The organism is Clostridium vitabionis (assembly GCF_015351765.1).
In the GTDB taxonomy this organism is placed as follows: Bacteria; Bacillota; Clostridia; order Lachnospirales; family Lachnospiraceae; genus Clostridium_R; species Clostridium_R vitabionis.
The window spans coordinates 83265-96241 of the sequence record NZ_JADKQA010000004.1 but is presented as its reverse complement, the minus strand read 5'-3'; the positions used below and the strand labels follow the sequence as shown (position 1 = coordinate 96241).

Genomic DNA, 12977 nt, shown 5'->3' with positions numbered 1-12977 from the left:
CTATGGCAGATAACAAGCAGCACGACACCCGCACCACCCGCCGCCCTGACTGTGTGACGGAAATCCGCATGGGCAATTCCGTCCTTGTCGTGTCCGGCTATTTCAAGAAAGACACCACAACCACAGCCGCCGACAAAATGGCGCGGGTACTGGAAGCGGAAGCCGCTGCTACACAGGAGCCGACTTATCCGGCGTGAACCGGGGCATGGAAAAGCGGCCATGCCAGGGAGCATGACCGCTGGAACGAAAATCGGAAGTGCTTTAGCAATTCTTAATCTCATTCTCTATAAAATAATTTGCAATTTCAAAGGCTTTTATTCTTCTCTTTGCCAATGTGATTTGTGATTTATAACGCTCGGAATTATCCTTTGATTCAAATGTTTTTACTGTTTCTCTTAGCTTGTGCAGAGTTGAATCAATTTGCCTTTTGGCCGCGGTTAATTCATCTATTGTATACTTCATGTTTTCTCCTTTAACTTCTGATTTTTTTGTTAAATCAGAGTATACCACGGAGTTATGAACTTTTCTACTGCAAATATGGGACGACAACCCATACCATAAAAATCGGAAAATTGAAAAGCTGTAAAGAAGCAAATTTAACGCTTTTGCCGCTGTACAGCCCCCGCCGTTCCGTGGTACAATGAAACCACGGAATAGTGGGGCTGGCTGTCGGAAACGGAGGATTTTATGTTAAGACAAGCCACCCAAAACCTCATTACCGCCCTTTATCCGAGATTGTCCCACGAGGATGAATTGCAAGGCGAGAGTAATTCCATATCGAACCAAAAAAGGATACTCGAAACCTACGCAAAACAGAACGGCTTTACCAATCTGCGCTGGTACACCGACGACGGTTTTTCCGGCGCGAACTTCCAGCGGCCCGGATTTCAAGCCATGCTTGCGGACATTGAAGCCGGGAAAGTGGGTACGGTCATCGTCAAGGACATGAGCCGGTTAGGGCGAAACTACTTGCAGGTAGGGTTTTACACGGAAATGCTGTTCCCTCAAAAGGGTGTGCGTTTTATCGCTGTCAACGATAATGTGGACAGTGCCAGCGAGGGCATGGACAACGATTTTACCCCGCTGCGAAATCTGTTCAATGAATGGCTGGTGAGAGATACGAGCAAGAAAATCAAGGCAGTGAAAAAGTCAAAAGGCATGAGCGGCAAGCCTGTTACCAGCAAGCCGGTTTACGGCTATGTGATGGACGAGGACGAGAATTTTATTATAGACGAGGAAGCCGCCCCGGTGGTGCAGCAGATTTACCAGCTTTGCCTTGCCGGGAACGGCCCGACCAAGATTGCCCGTATGCTGACGGAGCAGCAAATCCCCACGCCGGGGACGCTGGAATATCAGCGGACAGGCAGCACCCGCCGTTATCACCCAGGCTATGAGTGCAAATGGGCGACCAACACCGTCGTTCATATCCTCGAAAACCGAGAGTACACCGGATGTCTGGTGAACTTCAAAACGGAAAAGCCTTCTTATAAGGTCAAGCACAGCATAGAGAACCCCGTCGAGAAGCAGGCCATTTTCGAGAACCACCATGAGCCGATCATCGACAAGGAAACATGGGAACGGGTGCAGGAGTTACGCAAACAGCGCAAACGCCCGAACCGCTACGATGAAGTGGGGCTGTTCTCCGGGATTTTGTTCTGCGCCGACTGCGGCCATGTGCTGTATCAGCAGCGGTATCAGAACAAAGACCGCAAACAGGACTGCTACATCTGCGGCAGCTACAAGAAGCGCACCCGCAACTGTACGGCGCACTTTATCCGCACCGATCTGTTGACCGCTGGTGTCCTGGCAAATCTCCGGCAAGTGACCGAATACGCAGCCAAGCATGAGAGCCGGTTTGTGAAACTACTTGTCCAGCAGAACGAGATCGGCGGCAAGCGAAAGACCGCCGCAGCCATCAAGCAGCTTGAACAGGCGCAGGAACGCATTTCTGAAATCAGCCGCATTATCAAGCGGCTGTATGAGGACAATGTAAACGGCAAAATCAGCGATGAGCGTTTCATGGAACTGTCGGCTGACTACGAAGCCGAGCAAGCGGAGCTGAAAAAGAGAGCCGCCGCCCTGCAAGCCGAACTGGACAAGTCACAGGCAGCTACCGTCAACGCCGAGAAATTTATGGGCATTGTCCGCAAGCACCTTGCCTTTGAAGAACTGACCCCCACTCTCTTGCGGGAAATGATCGAGAAAATTGTGGTGCATGAGTGCAGCTATGATGAGAACGGCACCCGCAGGCAGGACATTGAGATTTATTACAGCTTTGTCGGCAAGATTGACTTGCCCGAATAACCGCCCGACCTATCCGACACAATGGCCAAGTGTCGGATAGGAACGGCAAAATTTTTTGCACTTCTATTGCTTCTTTATCACACATAAGCAAACAGCCAAAGGTCTTAGCAAACATAATACTCTGTTCAGTTGTGGGATACACTCTGTATTTGATTGCTCTGTTTGCCATCTTTCTTACCTTGAGATTGGATGTATTGCTTAATAATATCTACCGTAGCACCGCCCGTGGTTAACAGACAAAAGCTCTGCGACCAGAACATCTCTTTCCAGAGAGATTTCCGTATCTGAGGATATTCTTTTTTGATAAGTCTACTGCTTGCAGATTTATAAGCATTGATAAATTTGCTTATTTCTGTATTGGGCTGTCCTCGAAATAGTATATGTACATGGTCTATGTCGTGATTCCATTCCTCTAACGTGATGTTATAGGAAAGGGCTATCTTCTCAAATATTTCTTTGAGACGGTTTGAGATTTTATCATCTATCACTTTATTACGATATTTAATGCACATAATAAGGTGATAATGTAGCATGAATACCGAATGATTATTATTATCTAATTTCATATAATTTATAACATTTACAGCGCTTACGACTGATTACACTATGATTCTAATACTATGAGATGCAAAAGTCAATAAAACGCCGTGTTTATCGCAATTCATCCCACCACCTGTAGAGGTGGGGGATTTCTTGCTCACGGCGTGTTAAAAATCTTGTGGTGTTTGGAGCGCATTTGGTTTGCGCTCCATCGCTTTCATGGGAAGGTTCATGACTGTCTGGTCTAATAGATTGACTGTGCAATGCAAAACGCATATAATATAAGTGCAAAAGCAAGGGAAGGAGTTGATATTCATGGCTACCACAACTAATTTCAGTGTCCGTATAGACAGCGACATTAAGAAACAGTGCGAAGCAATGTATGGTGAATTAGGTATCAACCTTACTACCGCTATCAATGTGTTTCTTCGCCAGTCGCTCCGTGTCGGCGGTTTTCCTTTTGATGTTCGCATGGAGCAGCCGAACAAGGAAACGATGGCAGCAATGCTGGAAGCAGAACGCATTGCCCGTGATCCGTCTGTAAAACGCTACTCTGATGTAGAGGAAGCATTGAGGGCGTTAAAAGAATGAGTAACCATTTAGACATTGTTTGGACAAATCAATTTAAGAAGGACTACAAGCTGGCGATGAAACGTCATCTTGATATTGACCTTCTGGATGACATCATTCGCAAACTGGCAAGCAGCGAACAGCTTCCAGAAAAGCATAAAGACCACGCTTTAACTGGAAGCTGGGTCGGACATCGTGAGTGCCACATTCAACCGGATTGGCTATTGGTCTATCGGATTGAGAATGATTTGCTCGTCTTGACATTATCCCGAACAGGAACGCACAGCGATTTATTTGGAAAATAAGAAAATGCACTCGGTACAAACGCCGGGTGCATTTTTCTTTCCGCAGAAATAAAAATAGTGCGGTTCTCTCTTTTGAAGAACATCGAGTATTATATTTGCATCAATCAGTAATTTCATATTTTTCCTTTAAAGCTTCCTCTCTAGCATCTTCATAATCATAGTTACCCTTTAAAAGTCCTGTGAGGGAATCTGTAAGATAAGATACTGTTTTAGCTTTTGGAATAAATCTGCCTACTTCCTGTCCGTTCTTAGTTACGATAACTTCATTTCCATTTATGACCATCTGCAAATATTTACCAAACTGATTTTTCATTTCTGTAGCGGTTGCCATTGCTTCTACCATGATAACCGCCTCCTTTCGTGTTAGCTAATTTAACTATAACATAAATTAGCTAATACTCAGTCATGTATTTATTAAGAATCGGGGAAATGAAGCAATATTTTTAGGGATTATGTGTACCATTCCGGCCGCCAGCATCCGCTGGTGGGCGCCCATCTCCCGTCCACTGCCGCACATCATCTTGGGATGATATAACGGCTAATTTAGCCGCATTTCTATTAACGTAAAATTTGAGGTTTCAGTGTTATCAACTGTCTTCGGCATCCGGTACTCTTCTCTAACTGGCGTGCCGAAGGCAACTCTTCTTCTCACTCCGCCATCTTCGCGACAATTTCCCCGGGAACCCCGGCATTCCGCAGATCGGTCTGCCGGAAGCTTGTTCCCACCAGTTTCCGGCGGATTCCCGATGCCCAGTCCGGATCCATGCAGTCTGTCCGCACCTCCGCCTCCATGATCCTGCCCTGGCGGATAAAGAGCCTCAGTGTGACATCGCCTTCCGGAACCCTCATTCTGAACTCACGGTTGTAACGGCTCTTCTTTCCGAGAACCCAGTCATCTGAGCCATACACCGCGGTTTTCTCCTCCCAGCTTTTCCCGGGAAGATCGGACCAGCTCCCGTTCTCCGCGGAAACCCCGTAAACCTCCTCAGCCGACCGGATCAGTGCCGTCCGCATGCTGTCCGGGGTTACCGCCGGGTTCAAGTCCCGCAGATTGACGATGCGGGATTCCACACTCTGCACTCCCTTCGAGGCCAGCTTTTCCTTAGAAGGCGTAAGAAACGCCTTCATCCTGCTGACATCCCCGGCAATCAGAATCGTCCCGTGATGATAGCGCTGTTTTCCATTACTGTAAAACGCATTTCCGGAAAATTTCCTGCCTCCGGCAACCAGATCATTTCTCCCGGTAAATTCCGCAAGAATACCGAACTGCCCGACGGCTTTCTGAATGACCGACATCTGCCGGGGAAGATCATAGTCCGCGGAATTGACCAGGAAAGTAAAATTCAGGTTTCCCAGATCGTGAAACACCGCCCCGCCTCCGGAAAGGCGCCGGGCGATGTGACCGCCCGCAGCCCGGAACTCGTCCACGCCGCTCTCCTGGTAGGCATCCTGGTTGCGGCCGATGACAATCGTATTGTCATTCTGCCAGAGATACAGGACAAGTTCATCCGGCCGGACCTCCCGGAGCAGAAGCTCTTCTGCCGCGAGATTTCGGTACGGGTCGATCACATCTGTCTGAAAAACTCGACACTTCTCAATACCCATGGTTACGCAGTTTCCTTTAAAGAATCAGAGGTATCTGTCCAAAACCCCGCTCTGAACAGATATAGTCAGTGTTTCATCTTCCCCAGCGCAGCCTCGAGCGCGTCATTTCCTGCTTCCTCAAACGTCGGATGCGGCCGGATCACCGACAAAAGATCGGAAACCCGGCTCTTCTGGACAATCGCCTCCGTGTACTCACTGATGATGTCGCTCGCATTCGGACACATAAGATGCGCCCCGAGAATCACCCCGGTATCCCGGGCAAAGACAAGCTTCACAAAGCTTCTCTCCGCGTGGCAGATCAGCGTCCGGGCATTGCTGTGCATCACGCCCCGCACGCTCTCCGCGGCGATACCCGCCTGCTTTGCCTCCTCCTCGGTCATCCCGGCCGAGGCGATCTCCGGGTCAAGATAGACGCAGGAGGGAACTGCCGACAGGTTCACCGGCTCCGCCTCGCCTGCCATAAAGGCGACCGCATTTTTTGCCTGCGCAGCCGCCGCGTGGGCAAGCTTCAAGCCGCCGCGTGTCCCTGGCCCTGTCACATCGCCGACGGCAAAAACACCGGAAAGTGACGTCTCAAAATGTTCATTGACGGTGATGCCCCGGGAGAGCACCGGCGCATACCCGTCGGCGAACAGATTTTCCACCGCTGGCCTCCGCCCTGTCGAGAGAAGGATGGCATCCCCCTCCGCAGACAGCACTTTCCCCTTAACCTCATAGTCACAGACGAGGGCTTCCCCGTCCCGCCGGATTTCCCTCACCACCGCGCCGGTGACGACGGACACGCCCCGCTTTTTCAAGATCATCCCGGCATTTTTCGAAAGATCCGGATCAAGCGTCGGGAGGATCCGGGGCATCATCTCCAGAACCGTCACCTCGGCGCCGAGGGCGCGGTAACACTCGGCAAATTCCGCGCCGATCACCCCGCCGCCGATGATCACCAGCTTTCTCAGGTTTTCCGGCGGCCGGTCAAGAAATTCATCGCTCGTATATACCCCGGGGAGATCCGCCCCGGGGATCGGAAGGCGAACCGGCCGGGAGCCGGCAGCAAGCAGGATATTTTTCCCGGAGAGGGTGAGCATGTCCCCTCCCTCCGTCTTTACCGCGACCGTATTCTGCCCGGTGATCTCCGCATGCCCTGTCAGGAGGCTGACATTAGCAGATTTCAGCGATTTTTCGAGATTTTCTGAAAGTTTTGCCGTGACCTCCGCCTTTTCCTCGTACAATTTCCGCATATCCACGCGGAGTGATTCCGCCCCGGCGAGAATCCCCCGCGCCGCGGAGTTCCGAACCGCCGAGAGCTGCTCTGCCGTATGCAGCAGCGTCTTGGTCGGGATACAGCCCCGGTTCAGGCAGGTTCCCCCGACGCGGTCCTGCTCAATCAGCGCCGCGGACATCCCGCGGCGCGCCGCCGCAAATGCCGCGGTATATCCGCCCGGGCCGCCCCCGATGATGATGATATCGTACTGCACTTCCCTCATTTTCCTGTCTCCTATGCCTAATCCGGACGAAGAAGGCTGCCGAAAGCTCAGGGCTCCCAGCGGAGGTGCGGTTTCCTGGCCGCCATCACCTCGTCCGGCCGCCCGATCACCGTTGTCTCCGGCCACTCGTGCGCCGCCTCCGGATCCTTCATCGCCCGGTCGTATACCCGGAGGAATTTCTCCGCCGCGTCCTCAATCGTCTCCCTGCTCTCCGTCTCCGTCGGCTCCGCCATCAGCGCCTCATGGACGATCAGCGGGAAATAGATGGTCGGCGGGTGGATCCCTTCGTCGAGCAGCCCCTTCGCGATATCCAGCGCCGTGATGCCATTTTCCTTCTTCTCGCGCTCCATCGTCATGACAAATTCGTGCATACACAGCCCCGGCTCCGCCATCGTATACTTCTTGGCGAGCAGCACCTTGAAATAATTCGCGTTCATGACCGCCTGGATCGCGGAATCCCGGATTCCATCCTTACCAAGGCTCAGGATATAGGCAAGCGCGCGCACGACGACAAGGAAATTGCCGTGGAATCCCCGGACTTTCCCGATGCTCTCCGGGCAGCCCGCCTTCTTCCCTTCCGCATCTTCCTCCGCGTCCGAGAACGCCTCCGGAAGATAATTCCTGAGGAACGCCCGGCAGCCGACCGCCGCCGCACCCGGTCCTCCGCCGCCGTGCGGCGTCGAGAAGGTCTTGTGCAGGTTCAGATGGATGCAGTCAAAGCCCATATCCCCCGGCCGGGAAATGCCCATCACCGGGTTGAGATTTGCCCCATCGTAGTAGCACAGGCCGCCGGCTTCATGGATGATTTTCGTGATCTCCCGGATATTCTTGTCAAAAAGCCCGAGTGTGTTTGGGTTGGTCAGCATGAGCCCGGCGGTATCGGGACCGACAGCGGCGCGAAGTGCCTTGAGATCCACACAGCCGTCCTCCCCCGATGGCACGCTGACAACCGTGAACCCGTTCATCGTGCCGGTGGCTGGGTTCGTTCCGTGGGAGCTGTCCGGGACGATCACCTTTGTCCGGGCGGTATCCCCGCGCATCTCATGATACTTCCGGATGAGCATGATTCCGGTAAATTCCCCGTGCGCCCCCGCCGCCGGGGTCAGGGTCATCGCGTCCATGCCCGTGATTTCCATCAGCGCCTTCGAAATCTGGTCAATGACCTCCTGACATCCTTTTACGGTACTGTCCGGCTGCAGCGGGTGCACATCGGTGAATCCTTCCAGCGACGCGGCCTGCTCATTGACCTTCGGATTATATTTCATGGTACAGCTGCCCAGCGGGTAAAAGCCGTCATTGACGCCGAAGGCCCGCTTTTCCAGCTGGGTATAATGGCGGGACAAATCATTCTCGGAGAGCTCCGGAAGAACCGGCGCACTTTCCCGCAGGACGGAGGCATCCAGCCGGTATTCCGGGACGTCCATCGGCGCGATGTACTGTCCGCTTGTCCCAGGTACACTTTTTTCAAACAGAAGCTTCATGCCTTGCACCCCCTCCCCTCTTTGACGATCTCGGCCACACGATCCATCTCTTCCCTCGTGTTCATTTCCGTGGTGCACCAGAGGATTCTCCGCTCATCCAGGGGAAGGCCGGAGAGAATGTCCTCCCTGTCCAGAAGTTTTTCAACTTCCGAGGAAGGGATGTCGCTCTCGGTGACAAATTCATGGAAAAATTCGCCGGGATAGCAGCGCGTAAAGCCCGCTTCAGCGAGCCTTCCGGCGAAATAGTGGGCTTTGGATGTGCACTGCACGGCTGCCTCCCGCATACCGTCCTTCCCCATTGCCGCCAGGTAGACGGCGGCCGTCATCGCGCACAGCGCCTCATTGGAGCAGATATTGCTGCTCGCCTTCTCCCGCCGGATATGCTGTTCCCTTGCCTGCAGGGTGAGGACAAAGCACCTCCTTCCCGCCTGGTCGACGGTCTCGCCGACAATCCTGCCCGGGAGCTTTCTCATCATCGCGCTTGACGCCGCCATAAAGCCAAGATACGGACCGCCCCAGGAGAGCGGTATGCCGAGCGGCTGTCCTTCCCCCACGGCGATATCCGCCCCGCATTCCGCCGGGGATTTCAGGAGAACCGCCGCAATCGGATTGATCCCGAGGATAAATTTGGCTCCCGAGGCGTGGGCGATCTCCGCAGCCTTCGCGGCATCCTCAATCTGTCCGTAGAAATTGGGCTGCGCCAGATAAACCGAACCTACGGTGTCATCCATCATCGCGGCAAGCGCGTCGAAATCTGTCACGCCGTCCCTCAGCGGGATCTGTTCAATCGTCGTTCCATGCCCCCACGCATAGGTCTCCATGACCCGGAGGACATCCGGGTGCGCCGCCGCGCTCACCAATGTCCGGACGCGCTTCTTGTCCCGGCACATGGCCGCCGCTTCCGCCGCCGCTGTCGCCCCGTCGTAAACCGAGGCATTGGAAACCGGAAGCCCGGTCAGCTCGCAGATCATCGTCTGGTACTCAAAAATTGACTGGAGAACCCCCTGGGAAATTTCCGCCTGGTATGGCGTATAGGAGGTCAGGAACGTCTCCTTCGCGGTGACCTCCCGCACAATCGAGGGGATATAATGCCGATAGGCGCCCGCACCGCGGAAAATCGTCGGATAGACCTTATTTTTCGCGGCCGTCTTTTTCAATATCCCCAGAACCTCCTGCTCACTTTTTCCCGCAGGGAGATCCAGTTCGCGATGAAGAAGAAGGTCTTCCGGGATATCCCTGTACAGGCCCATCGGGCTGTCCACGCCGATCGCGGACAGCATCTTCTCCTGGTCTTCCTGATTTACCGAAAGATAGTTCCCCATCAGCCATCTTCCTCCTCGCAGAATTTCTGATATTCCTCCGCTGTGATCAGCGCGGAGGGCTTCGCCGACGGCGTAATTTTCGCGATCCAGGCGCCATAGGGATCGCTGTTCAGCTTCTCCGGCTCAGATTCGAGGTCGAGATTGACCTCCTTGATGGTCCCGGAAACCGGGGAAATGATATCGGAGTCTGCCTTGACGCTCTCGACATCGCAGAATGCCTGATCCTCCGTCACCTCATCCCCCTCCGCGGGCAGATTGATAAAGACGAGGCTTCCCAGCTTATCCTGCGCGTAGTCCGTAATTCCGACGGTTAACGTTCCGTCCGCTTCCTCCTTTACCCACTCGTGTGTCCTGGAATACAGTAATTCTGCCGGTGTGTTCATAAATTTTCCTCCTCCTGAAATCACATTTTCCCCTAAAAAATATCCGTCAATGTTTTGCTGCTTTATAGAACGGCAGCGGAACCACTTCCGTGGAAATCTGCCGGCCCCTCACAAGCGCGGTAAGCTTTGTCCCCGGCACGCCGTATGCCCTGTCGACAAGCGCCATCGCGTAGGCGCCCTGAAGATACGGCAGATAGGTCCCCGATGTCGTATGCCCGGCGGCTGTCCCGTCCTCCGCCAGAAGCTCCGCCTTCTCGCGGACAATTCCTTTCCCCGTGACCCGGAGGCCTACCCGCATGATCTTCGGCTCTCCCCTCCGGAGAATCGCCTCCCTGCCGATAAAATCCCCCTTGTTCATTTTCACGGCAAATCCGAGCCCGGTTTCCAGCGGGCTCACGGTATCATCCATCTCATGTCCATAGAGCGGCATTGCCGCTTCCAGCCTCAGGGTATCCCTGGCTCCGAGCCCGCAGGGGAGAACCCCGAGATCCTTCCCGGCATCCATGAGCGCGTTCCAGAGACGCACTGCGTCGCCGGCATCGCAGTACAGTTCAAACCCGTACTCCCCGGTATATCCGGTCTGGGAGATCAGGCAGTTCACGCCGCCGACCACGCGGTCCTTATAGAACGTATAGTATTTCTGCGGAAGATTTTCCTCCGACGTAAGCTTCGTGAGCAGCTCCGCACACTTTGGCCCCTGGACGGCAATCTGCGCGACGCGATCCCCGATATCCTCAAAAACAACGTCTCCGGCCAGATGGTCACGGATCCAGTTATCATCCTTCTCCCGGTTGGCGGCATTGACCACAATATAGTAATCATTTTCCCCCATCTTATAGACAATGAGGTCATCGACCACCCCGCCGTCCGCATTGCACATCGGGCTGTAACGGCACCTGCCCTCCTTCATGTTTGTGAAATCATTGGTCAGGATTGCATTGAGATTCTTCAGCGCGTCGGGTCCCTTCAGCGTCACTTCCCCCATATGGGAGACATCAAAGAGCCCAACCGCTGTCCGGACCGCCATATGCTCCTTGAGAATGTCGGTATACTGCACGGGCATGATATAGCCCCCGAAAGGGATCATCTTCGCGCCCAGAGCAACATGTGTGTCGTAAAGGACGGTTTTTTTGTCCATCCTTCCATCACCTCCTTTTTGTGAAATTGATGTCATTTTATTGTTTTTATCCGATTTTTATGCGCATACTTACATTTTAGCAGATATTATGTGCAATTCCATGGCTTTTAACAACTTTTTATGCCCCGCACCTTCCATAATTGGATACAAAAAAAGGAGCCGTCACGATTCCATCAAAAAGTGGAATTGCAACAGCCCCTTCCAAACAGGTCTGATTTTTGTTTTCGGCACAGCTTTTATTTTTTCGCGAAAAGGCGCTCCTTCAGGGCACAGCCGGTCTTCGTGGCCGCCGTTCCGCCCAGCGCGGTCTCTCTCAGCTCGTACGAGATACTTTTTCCGACGCGCAGCATGGCGTCCGCCATCTCATCAAAGGGAATGGGAAATCCGGCTCCGGCCAGCGACATCTGCGCACAGGCAGCCGCATTCAGCGCCCCCATCACATTCCGGGACTGGCAGGGAATCTCCACCAGCCCGGCAACCGGATCACAGACCAGCCCCAGGACATTGGCCAGCGCCACCGCCGCGGCACTGAGCACCTGCTCCGGGGAGCCGCCCATCACCTCGACAAGGGCGCCCGCGGCCATGGCGGAGGCGGATCCGATTTCCGCCTGGCATCCGGCTTCCGCGCCGGAAACCGAGGCATTTGCCATCAGCAGATAGCCGATGGCGGATGCCGTGAGCATCCCCCGGTAAACCTGTTCGTCAGGAAGCCCCTTTTCATCGCTGACCGCGAGGAGGGCTGCCGGGAGGACGCCTGCGGAACCCGCGGTCGGTGCCGCCGTAATCAGCCCCATGGAGGCGTTGACCTCGAGCACAGCAAGACTATAGGTGATCATCCTGTTCATCAGCGGGCCGCACAGGCTCATCTTGGAATCGCCGAAAGCAGCAACCTTTGCCGCCTCCCCACCGATCAGCCCGCCCATGGATTTTCTCGGATGATCCACCGGATCCCGGACGGCACTGCGCATGATGGAGAGAACCCTGCCGAATCTGCCGCGGATATCCTGCTCTGTCCTGCCCCCGTGAACAATCTCCCTTCGCATCATCACCTCCGGGATCTTCATCTGCTCTTCCGAACAGATCGCAAGAAGCTCCGCCCCGGTCTGAAAATCTGTCCTCTGCTCCTTCATCCTGCCCTCTCTCCTCAGATCTCAATCAGAATTGTCTTTCGAACCGCCGGATTCTTCCTGATCTCCTCAACCGCCTCCGGGGAAATCCTGTCGTCAGATTCCACGACCGTGCAGGCGTTTTCCCCGCGCTTTTCCCGAAACAGGCGCATGAACGCCAGATTCACCCGGCGCTCGGCAAGTACCCGTGTGATGGAAGCGACAACCCCGGGGGTGTCCGTATGCCTGACAATCAGCGTGGGGTACTCGCCGGTAAATTCCACCTCGATCCCGTCAATCCGGGTAATCATGATCTTTCCTCCGCCCAGAGACTCTCCACGGACGGCCATCCGGCTGTTATCCACACCGGTGAGCAGGATATCCACCGTATTCGGGTGGGACATCCTCATCACCGTGTCAAAAGTGAAGGTGTACGAAAGATCCTGCTGCGCGGCGCAGGCAAAGGCATCCCGGATCCGGAGATCATCGGTGGCAAATCCCATCACGCCGCCGAGCAGCGCGCGGTCGGTGCCATGCCCCCGGCCTGTCCTGGCAAAGGATTCATAGAGGGTAAAATCCGCCCGCACAATCTGCTCATTAAAGAGCTTCCTCGCCATGAGCCCGATCAGGGCCGCCCCGGCGGTGTGGGAGCTTGACGGCCCGATCATATTTGGCCCAATCACATCAAAAATGCTTTGGAACTTCATCTCTACCTTTCTTTCTTGACTCCCCCGCTGATCTGTGC

14 protein-coding genes and 1 pseudogene are annotated in these 12977 nt (G+C 54.2%); 4 read left to right on the top strand and 11 right to left on the bottom strand.

Going from position 1 to position 12977, the window contains the following annotated elements:
* The first annotated feature begins 2 nt into the window (after positions 1 to 2).
* Complete coding sequence (locus tag ISF27_RS08905) at positions 3 to 197, top strand: transposon-encoded TnpW family protein (RefSeq protein ID WP_002596234.1); 195 nt, start codon at positions 3 to 5, stop codon at positions 195 to 197.
* A gap of 64 nt (positions 198 to 261) precedes the next feature.
* On the opposite strand, the gene ISF27_RS08900 is transcribed toward ISF27_RS08905, so the two are convergent.
* Complete coding sequence (locus ISF27_RS08900) at positions 262 to 462, bottom strand: hypothetical protein (protein WP_002596235.1); 201 nt, start codon at positions 460 to 462, stop codon at positions 262 to 264.
* A 225-nt stretch (positions 463 to 687) separates the two neighbouring features.
* Between ISF27_RS08900 and ISF27_RS08895 the strand changes: the two genes are divergently transcribed.
* Positions 688 to 2304, top strand: a complete 1617-nt coding sequence (locus ISF27_RS08895; protein ID WP_002596236.1) for a recombinase family protein — start codon at positions 688 to 690, stop codon at positions 2302 to 2304.
* 170 nt (positions 2305 to 2474) lie between these two features.
* Here ISF27_RS08895 and tnpA read toward each other — a convergent pair.
* Positions 2475 to 2870: pseudogene (gene tnpA, locus ISF27_RS08890) on the bottom strand (IS200/IS605 family transposase); the annotation flags it as partial.
* 289 nt (positions 2871 to 3159) lie between these two features.
* Between tnpA and ISF27_RS08885 the strand changes: the two are divergent.
* On the top strand, positions 3160 to 3435 hold the full coding sequence (locus tag ISF27_RS08885) for a type II toxin-antitoxin system RelB/DinJ family antitoxin (protein WP_194611158.1): 276 nt from the start codon (positions 3160 to 3162) through the stop codon (positions 3433 to 3435).
* The gene (locus tag ISF27_RS08880) at positions 3432 to 3719 is read left to right on the top strand and encodes a type II toxin-antitoxin system YafQ family toxin (RefSeq protein ID WP_194611157.1); all 288 of its coding nucleotides are present in this window, start codon (positions 3432 to 3434) and stop codon (positions 3717 to 3719) included. The genes ISF27_RS08885 and ISF27_RS08880 overlap by 4 nt, the downstream gene beginning before the upstream one ends.
* Positions 3720 to 3819: 100 nt before the next feature.
* Here the strand turns inward: ISF27_RS08880 and ISF27_RS08875 are convergent, their stop codons facing one another.
* The 9 genes from ISF27_RS08875 to sdaAB form a co-directional block, all read right to left on the bottom strand.
* The gene (locus ISF27_RS08875) at positions 3820 to 4062 is read right to left on the bottom strand and encodes a type II toxin-antitoxin system Phd/YefM family antitoxin (protein WP_194611156.1); all 243 of its coding nucleotides are present in this window, start codon (positions 4060 to 4062) and stop codon (positions 3820 to 3822) included.
* A gap of 305 nt (positions 4063 to 4367) precedes the next feature.
* Entirely contained in the window at positions 4368 to 5324 is a 957-nt protein-coding gene (locus ISF27_RS08870) for a lipoate--protein ligase (protein WP_194611155.1), read from the bottom strand.
* Positions 5325 to 5389: 65 nt separating this feature from the next.
* On the bottom strand, positions 5390 to 6802 hold the full coding sequence (gene lpdA, locus ISF27_RS08865; RefSeq protein ID WP_194611154.1) for a dihydrolipoyl dehydrogenase: 1413 nt from the start codon (positions 6800 to 6802) through the stop codon (positions 5390 to 5392).
* Between the two features lie 47 nt (positions 6803 to 6849).
* Entirely contained in the window at positions 6850 to 8283 is a 1434-nt protein-coding gene (gene gcvPB / locus ISF27_RS08860; RefSeq protein WP_194611153.1) for an aminomethyl-transferring glycine dehydrogenase subunit GcvPB, read from the bottom strand.
* Complete coding sequence (gene gcvPA, locus ISF27_RS08855) at positions 8280 to 9605, bottom strand: aminomethyl-transferring glycine dehydrogenase subunit GcvPA (protein WP_194611152.1); 1326 nt, start codon at positions 9603 to 9605, stop codon at positions 8280 to 8282. Before gcvPA ends, gcvPB begins: the two co-directional genes overlap by 4 nt.
* The gene (gene gcvH / locus ISF27_RS08850) at positions 9605 to 9988 is read right to left on the bottom strand and encodes a glycine cleavage system protein GcvH (RefSeq protein WP_194611151.1); all 384 of its coding nucleotides are present in this window, start codon (positions 9986 to 9988) and stop codon (positions 9605 to 9607) included. The genes gcvPA and gcvH overlap by 1 nt, the downstream gene beginning before the upstream one ends.
* 46 nt (positions 9989 to 10034) lie before the next feature.
* Positions 10035 to 11126, bottom strand: a complete 1092-nt coding sequence (gene gcvT / locus ISF27_RS08845; RefSeq protein WP_194611150.1) for a glycine cleavage system aminomethyltransferase GcvT — start codon at positions 11124 to 11126, stop codon at positions 10035 to 10037.
* A gap of 236 nt (positions 11127 to 11362) precedes the next feature.
* Positions 11363 to 12256 (bottom strand): L-serine ammonia-lyase, iron-sulfur-dependent, subunit alpha, encoded by an 894-nt coding sequence (sdaAA, locus tag ISF27_RS08840; RefSeq protein ID WP_194611149.1) that lies wholly within the window; start codon positions 12254 to 12256, stop codon positions 11363 to 11365.
* 14 nt (positions 12257 to 12270) lie between these two features.
* Positions 12271 to 12939 carry an L-serine ammonia-lyase, iron-sulfur-dependent subunit beta gene (gene sdaAB / locus ISF27_RS08835; RefSeq protein ID WP_194611148.1) on the bottom strand — a complete coding sequence of 223 codons (669 nt, stop codon included), beginning with the start codon at positions 12937 to 12939 and terminating at the stop codon, positions 12271 to 12273.
* Positions 12940 to 12977 lie beyond the last annotated feature (38 nt).

Coding starts and splice junctions, on each gene's coding strand:
- sdaAA (WP_194611149.1), bottom strand. CDS start 12,256: ATGAAGGAGCAGAGGACAGATTTTCAGACCGGGGCGGAGCTTCTTGCG.
- ISF27_RS08885 (WP_194611158.1), top strand. CDS start 3,160: ATGGCTACCACAACTAATTTCAGTGTCCGTATAGACAGCGACATTAAG.
- ISF27_RS08880 (WP_194611157.1), top strand. CDS start 3,432: ATGAGTAACCATTTAGACATTGTTTGGACAAATCAATTTAAGAAGGAC.
- gcvT (WP_194611150.1), bottom strand. CDS start 11,126: ATGGACAAAAAAACCGTCCTTTACGACACACATGTTGCTCTGGGCGCG.
- lpdA (WP_194611154.1), bottom strand. CDS start 6,802: ATGAGGGAAGTGCAGTACGATATCATCATCATCGGGGGCGGCCCGGGC.
- ISF27_RS08875 (WP_194611156.1), bottom strand. CDS start 4,062: ATGGTAGAAGCAATGGCAACCGCTACAGAAATGAAAAATCAGTTTGGT.
- ISF27_RS08905 (WP_002596234.1), top strand. CDS start 3: ATGGCAGATAACAAGCAGCACGACACCCGCACCACCCGCCGCCCTGAC.
- ISF27_RS08895 (WP_002596236.1), top strand. CDS start 688: ATGTTAAGACAAGCCACCCAAAACCTCATTACCGCCCTTTATCCGAGA.
- sdaAB (WP_194611148.1), bottom strand. CDS start 12,939: ATGAAGTTCCAAAGCATTTTTGATGTGATTGGGCCAAATATGATCGGG.
- gcvPB (WP_194611153.1), bottom strand. CDS start 8,283: ATGAAGCTTCTGTTTGAAAAAAGTGTACCTGGGACAAGCGGACAGTAC.
- gcvPA (WP_194611152.1), bottom strand. CDS start 9,605: ATGGGGAACTATCTTTCGGTAAATCAGGAAGACCAGGAGAAGATGCTG.
- ISF27_RS08900 (WP_002596235.1), bottom strand. CDS start 462: ATGAAGTATACAATAGATGAATTAACCGCGGCCAAAAGGCAAATTGAT.
- gcvH (WP_194611151.1), bottom strand. CDS start 9,988: ATGAACACACCGGCAGAATTACTGTATTCCAGGACACACGAGTGGGTA.
- ISF27_RS08870 (WP_194611155.1), bottom strand. CDS start 5,324: ATGGGTATTGAGAAGTGTCGAGTTTTTCAGACAGATGTGATCGACCCG.